We start from the raw sequence: 6,576 nt of genomic DNA, 5'->3' as shown, positions 1-6,576 counted from the left end.
ATGGGTGTCCGGATTAAAACGGAATGACTGTCCGGATAATGCCGGAATAGGTGTCCGGTTTGCTCCGGCGCATGCACTCCGGCGCATGCACAATTACCAAAGTCACTGAATTATCATCGTGAATCAGCGCTTATGTCGCCACATTTACCGTATTAGCAAAACTAAGTCATGTGGCAGAGCATCAGAAAGCAGGCTCAATTGACGCTTGCATACAATGGGGCAAAGGCGTGTTTGCTGTGATCGGCTAAAAACACACCTCTGGACAAATGTATGGTACGTCCCGTTTTACAAGTGATAAACCCGATAAGGGAGTTGGTTTGCGCTAATCTATTAAGAGTCTTTATGAGATCGTCATTAGCCCCAGCTCGACGATGAGATCCGTGACAGGTTGTCCTCAAAAATGTGAAAGCATGCTATTGCGGTTCTGTCCATCAGGTCTTCAATCTCGTGGTCTAACCGTTTTGTCATCAATGGCTATCATTGCAAACTCTGTATTAGCTTCTAATTTTAAATGTTTTTTTCTCAATCATCACTAACCAAGCTATACGTGCTACCTTATTAGCCAAAGCAACAACAGCAACATTAAATGGTTTTCTTCGTTTTAATTCGGTGAGCTAACTGCCGAAGTATTTCTCTGCTGATTCATCACGCCACATTACTGCCCTTGCGGCATTTTCCCCTGAGTTCTTTGTTCACTTCGTTAGCTACTAATATAACCGTCATTTAGTAAATTACAGAAGTAGTTTGTTAATTTTAATAATTGAATATATTCGCACTTATATAGATGATGATACCTGCTTGTTTGGATGACCTATCCAAACAAGCAATATGAATAGCCGTCATAGCTAATACCAGCCATAGCTATGGCGGCTTTTAATCTTACTTCTCTGCTTAGAGCTGCGCTTAAAGTCTAACAATCCCAAGTTCACGTCAGTTCGAGGTAGATTTAAGATAACCGCCATTTAGTAAATTACAGAAGTGATTTGTTATTTTTAATAATTGAATATATTCGAAATCGTGTAGATAATGGTTCTTGTTCATTGCAATATGACGTATCTAACCAGAGAATTTTACCCTTCCCTTCATGGGCCAGCCGCCATATGGCGGCTTTTTTTTACCTCGATAAAAAATATGTTCTGAAACTGTTCGTATCAGGCTAGAGTACATGATTTAAGGTTACAGTATTTCTCATTATGAATAGCAAACAGAAAGGAGTAAAATGTTTGTTTAAATTAATGCCTATTGATATCAAACGGTGCTATACGATATTTTCAATTAAGGCGGTTGATTGGCTCCACTGCTTAGGGGATTGACCATACATACGCTTAAACTCTCGACTAAATTGCGACGAACTCACATAGCCGACAGCCAGAGCCGCTTCACTGACATTCATGCCCGCTGCAATCTTCATTGCTGCCCGGTTCAGGCGCATCGACTTCATAAACTGGATGGGTGACATTCTGGTGGCTTGTTTAAACTTCCGATGAAATACCGCGCGGCTCATTCCGACCAACGCAGCCAACTCGTCAATGGTGACGTTTTTACCAATATATTGTGATAAATACTCGATAGAACGGGCAATTTGATTACCGACTCCAAATGCCGTTCTGGCCGAGATACCCGCCTCCCCTTTCAGTACCGCATAATAGAGCTCACGTAGACGGCTATCGCCTAGGATGTCGACATCCGCTTTATCCTCGCCTAACAGAAGCAAACGCAGCAGTGCATCAGAAAACGCATCATCCCAGTTAGCTAGCGACATACTCGGCGGTTGTGAACTACCTTTGGGTGGCTTAATCGCACCTGATGTAGTTTCCATCTCGATCGCTAATTCCGTCATCACTTTAGTGTTCAATGAAATATAGATACCAAGCAATGGTTCATCGGGTGATGCCGTAGGTGTTCCCGCTTCAACCGGAAGCGAAACCGTGCAACACATATATTGGCGGTTGTCATAGACATAATGCTCCCCGTCCAATATCGCTTCTTTTTTACCGGTCAAGATAGCAATAATTGCTGGTTCATAAACCGCAGGCGCACATGGAATCGCATCCGTCACCTTAAAAAGGCGAACACCGTTTATTCCGGTCTCGAACATACCATCTTCTGTAATACGACTCTCTACCAGCTCTTTTATTCTCTGTTTCATTGCTTTCAACCCGTTACAAATCAATTGATACAAATAGGCAAGTATTAGCGATTATTCAGCCTACTATATCGCCAAAACGAGAGTTATAGTCACACCAAGACAAAGATACCCCCACTGTTAGCGGCGTGCAAATTTGATTGCAGCGCTAATAAAATGCTCAACAAAACGGCAGAGGTACAGATTATGACAACTCAGCAATTTGGCAAAAACGGTTGGACTCCAGAACACATTGGTTCACTTGCTGGTAAGACCTATGTCATTACCGGTGCAAATAGCGGCGCTGGTTTTGAGGCTTCGAGAATTCTGCTTACGAAGGGTGCCAGAGTGATCATGATGAACCGAAACCCAAGCAAATCGGCAACGGCAATCGCCGAATTAAAGCAGGCTTTAGGCAATCAGATAGAAGTAAGTGTTGTACAGGTTGATTTAGGTAAGCTTGATTCTGTGCGCAAAGCATCGGCAGAGCTCTTAGCAACAACACCAACCATCGACGCACTGATCTGTAATGGTGCGATTGCGCAGGTAGCAAAACAAGAGATCACTGTCGATGGATTCGAGAGCCAACTCGGCGTTAATCACTTTGGTCATTTCCTGCTTTGTGGTCTTCTCTTTGATCGCATTGAAGAGTCTAAAGGACGCATCGTTATCGTTGGCAGCAACGGTTACAAAATGGGCCTGAAGAGAATCAAATTCGAAGACCTTAACTTTAATCAAAAATACACGGCGTGGGACTCATACTCACAAAGTAAATTGGCTCAGATGATGTTTGGTTATGAACTTCAGCGTCGCATTAAAACGGCGGGAAAAAGCGTAGAGGTTCAGATCTGTCACCCTGGCGCTTCTCGCACAAACCTACTCATGGATACAGCAAGTACTTTTAATAAGCTTGTATGGTCTGTCATGTCTCGCATTATTGCTCAATCTGCAGAAAAAGGCGCATGGCCGGAGGTAATGTGCGCAACGGAACAGGGCTTACAAACAGCGAAACTTTATGGGCCAACCAAACGCGCGAATACCGTTGGGCCTGTTGGTGAAAACAGTCTTGATGACGTTGCTCTTGATCGAGAGGCGGCCACCAAACTTTGGCAGCTTTCGCTCGAAAAAACGTCACTCAACTGGTCACTGTAATCAATGCGCTTGGGAATCGCTATGTATACCCACATCTAAAGGCTTATAATTCAGTATGATATACCAAACATACTCACTAAAACTGACTCAACAGGCAACCCAAGGTGCCGTCAAAGATGTTCTGCTATCACCTGTAACCTGATCAAAGATGCTGGTACGGACCTTATCAATCTTCCTTCGCATTCAAATTCTGAACAAGAGCGAGAATAACAAGTAAACAAATCGCCCAAGAACAGATCTTGGGTCTACTTCTCTTTTCTTTTCATTGAACTAACGATGAATACGATCCCCATCAGGCTTTGAATTGCCATGACAATAAGAAACAAACGCAGCGAGATTTCACAGCAGATGATCTGATTCTTTGATAGAAATGAAGCTGAGGAAATCATATCGTCCCAATAATAGAGGAACGAAGCAGGAAATAACGCCAATGTAATAGCAAGACCTTTGATTAACCAGTGTTTAACTTGCCACTCAGCAGGTGTATGAATACGATAGCGCCCAGCAGTCCATAAGATCGCAGCGATGATTACCACCAAACTTTCCATACACACCCCACACATCAATATTTTTGATCAAACTCAAAAATATCATTAGGTTTGCTTATCAGAAAGCTTCTATTTACAGCGAAAAAAGCAGACCCAACCCCACACACTTTTTACCAAAATAAATAACTAGTAATAAGCAAAAATGAGAAATTACAGTTAGAAACATTCATACTGTTCAGAGTTAATTACTGAAAACCGAATATGCCACGCAATTATTGGAATCTCATTTTTCCAATATGAAGGATAAAATTCGACCAAACATTGATTTCTATGTGCAAACTAAAAGTCATTGATTGAAAATTAGCTGAGTTGTTTTACTCAGCCAATTTTACAGTTGGGGTTATGAACAGTTTCCGGCTTTACGATACCCTGCTGATAATGCTTCTTGCTCTGAGTGGAAATTCACAACATTTTTTGGGCTCATTCGACTATAACTTGGACACCCCGCAGGTAGATGGTACACCTTACTATTCTTATTACCCCTTATTAAATACCCTGAATCAGCAGTAGTACTTTCTTTCGAAACTACTGCTGATTTCAAGCCTGAGCCACTATTTTTATGGCCAACCTGCCAAACCGCTTTACCTGTGACAAATGGGTTGTCATGCCCCATTTGCTTAGCGACCCGCCGGTTCCTCTCAAGCTCCCACTTAGAGACAGGGTACTGCCTGTCCCATGCGACCAGCAGGCGTTGCTGCTGGGTGGACATCGATAAATTATAACGGTCAAACATATAAAAATAGGTTCGCGCGACCTGCCCTTTGACCTCATTACGAGGCTCTGCCTGGCGCCGTTTAAAATCAACTTTAAAATCACATTGACCATACTGATTTGACGACGCATTGAACTGGCTGAAATTATAATTTGAGCGATCACCATTTACTTCACCAATCGAAGGAGTCAGGTTATGCATATCCGCTTCCATCACAGCAAAAACCGGATCATTTTTTACACAATTCTTACGCCCGCCTTCTTGCCAGCATTGCCTCGCACGACCAAAGTTAGAAGCTGGAACAATATGCTCCCACTCAATGCGTTGGGCACGATTTTGGTTCTTACGAACGTCATACCCACAACTGTCCAAGTCTACTCGGCCACCACTTTTCCCCATAAAGGTATAGCTGCAGCCACAGTAAAATGTCCCCTTTTCAGTTTGGTCAAAGTAAACATTTTCTTTGGCTAACACTTTGGCATGGCTAAAGTTATTTGGTGCAGCAATGGTGGAAGAAGTAATAAATAAAGCGAAGAACGCTAAAAGTAATCGTTTTGACATTTCTAATGCTACTAAGGTATTGATAGATAGCTTTAGAATGACATAACACTATAAACAATTCGATAAATAGATTATTGATACGATGAAGCAAGGTAACAATTCAGCGCGTTTGGGTACGGTCTCCCCACGGATATGGCCGGCCTGAACTTGCAACAGAGAGTACAGGGCAAAAACATAGGCATGATTTTTCCCCCCTTGTAATCATGAATGAACACTACCTCCTACTTAACGATTTCAGAGGTTCTTTGCACACACTCGGCAACATATAGAGCAGACTCAAACGCATCACGTGGTTAATAGCAACAAAGGCAGGCTCCAACCCTATCAAAATCGCTACAGCAGTCATTGCCTCTACGCTACCCGGTAACCAAGCCAGTAAAAGGACTTCCCATTCTCGTTCAGTAATATAACTAAAGCCAAGAGCATAAAAAAAAGTAATCACTACGCCCATAGTGGTAATAATGAGGCCAGCCCGCGAATAACGCAGTACTTCTCGTAATGTGGTTTCTGCTAACCGGGCGCCAATCAATACCCCTAGCATCGCTGTCGCAAACAAGATTAACTCTTTAGGTACAGCTGTAATTACGCCTCCGATTAGCACGTTGTTATATGCCAGACTGACAAACAAACCCATTACCATAAATGGTGCCGGTATGCCGATGTGCCCAGCTAATTTACCGAGCAAGAAACTCATGGCGCCTATTGCCACCAAATGCAACCCCCAACTTATCGGAAAGACAATGTCTTTAGGGACAATTTCATCCCCCTTTGATGCAATATATCCCGCTAATACCACTAGCATCAAAAGCCGCATGGTATGAGAGACAATCACCTTGGGCGACGGTTTCTCCTGTTCTTCATTTAGAACCAAAATCGCACCAAGCGCTCCAGGGATAGCACCTAACAAAGACTCAAAGGGCCGCCAGCCCTCTTTTTTATTAAGCCATAAGAAACTGGCCAATGTTTGAGAAAACATGCACAGGAGCAAACCAGCAAACAACAATGGTGTGAACGCGTCAGCAAGTTGGTTTATCTGTAAAGTTATACCAATACTGATGCCCAATATAATTTGGACCAGTAGGATTAAACAACCTGGCAGCCGTATCGTTTTACCCGTGAACTTCAGGCAGGTAATAACAATCAATACAGCGCCAAACAACTCCCCCATTGGCAGATTGAGAAAACTTGCCCCAAACGCCCCTAGCAAGCCGACAATAACAATAAAGACCACGCCCATCGGTTCCATCCTAAAAATCATCCATAACATCGCACTGATTCAGAGTATAAATCTATCAATATAATCAATAAATAAACACCACTTTACGTTTACATCCATAGGCATCTGACATTATTGAATTCGTTTGAATAACAACTAAAAGAGGTTTAATGCGAAGTACTGCCGTACTCCCGAATTCAACTCCGAAGTGCGACACCCTCTAATATCAAGCAGCCATAACCATCGTTTTAAAGACGACAGA

The 6,576-nt window shown here is 42.8% G+C and carries 5 protein-coding genes and 2 pseudogenes; 1 reads left to right on the top strand and 6 read right to left on the bottom strand.

Annotated features, from left to right (window positions below):
* Nucleotides 1-494: 494 nt before the first annotated feature.
* Together ACVA53_RS24585 and ACVA53_RS24580 are read right to left on the bottom strand one after the other, a co-directional pair.
* Nucleotides 495-674: pseudogene (locus tag ACVA53_RS24585) on the bottom strand (IS110 family transposase); the annotation flags it as partial.
* 584 nt (nucleotides 675-1,258) lie between these two features.
* Complete coding sequence (locus tag ACVA53_RS24580) at nucleotides 1,259-2,149, bottom strand: AraC family transcriptional regulator (protein ID WP_255045436.1); 891 nt, start codon at nucleotides 2,147-2,149, stop codon at nucleotides 1,259-1,261.
* 183 nt (nucleotides 2,150-2,332) lie between these two features.
* Here ACVA53_RS24580 and ACVA53_RS24575 point away from each other — a divergent pair, with 183 nt between their 5' ends.
* Entirely contained in the window at nucleotides 2,333-3,277 is a 945-nt protein-coding gene (locus tag ACVA53_RS24575) for an SDR family oxidoreductase (protein ID WP_255045437.1), read from the top strand.
* A gap of 245 nt (nucleotides 3,278-3,522) precedes the next feature.
* Here the strand turns inward: ACVA53_RS24575 and ACVA53_RS24570 are convergent, their stop codons facing one another.
* The 4 genes and pseudogenes from ACVA53_RS24570 to ACVA53_RS24555 all read right to left on the bottom strand — a co-directional run bounded on the left by ACVA53_RS24570 (nucleotide 3,523) and on the right by ACVA53_RS24555 (nucleotide 6,365).
* Nucleotides 3,523-3,825 carry a hypothetical protein gene (locus tag ACVA53_RS24570; protein ID WP_255045438.1) on the bottom strand — a complete coding sequence of 101 codons (303 nt, stop codon included), beginning with the start codon at nucleotides 3,823-3,825 and terminating at the stop codon, nucleotides 3,523-3,525.
* Nucleotides 3,826-4,165: 340 nt separating this feature from the next.
* Nucleotides 4,166-4,438 carry a sunset domain-containing protein gene (locus ACVA53_RS24565; RefSeq protein ID WP_444964453.1) on the bottom strand — a complete coding sequence of 91 codons (273 nt, stop codon included), beginning with the start codon at nucleotides 4,436-4,438 and terminating at the stop codon, nucleotides 4,166-4,168.
* Nucleotides 4,415-5,098, bottom strand: a pseudogene (locus ACVA53_RS24560) (endonuclease); the annotation flags it as partial. The gene ACVA53_RS24565 and the pseudogene ACVA53_RS24560, both read right to left, overlap by 24 nt.
* 214 nt (nucleotides 5,099-5,312) lie before the next feature.
* On the bottom strand, nucleotides 5,313-6,365 hold the full coding sequence (locus ACVA53_RS24555) for an AbrB family transcriptional regulator (protein ID WP_446506582.1): 1,053 nt from the start codon (nucleotides 6,363-6,365) through the stop codon (nucleotides 5,313-5,315).
* Nucleotides 6,366-6,576: the final 211 nt, after the last annotated feature.

This window comes from Photobacterium sp. DNB23_23_1 (assembly GCF_052873815.1).
The sequence above is the reverse complement of the archived record's forward strand: the minus strand, read 5'-3'. Positions and strand labels throughout refer to the sequence as shown.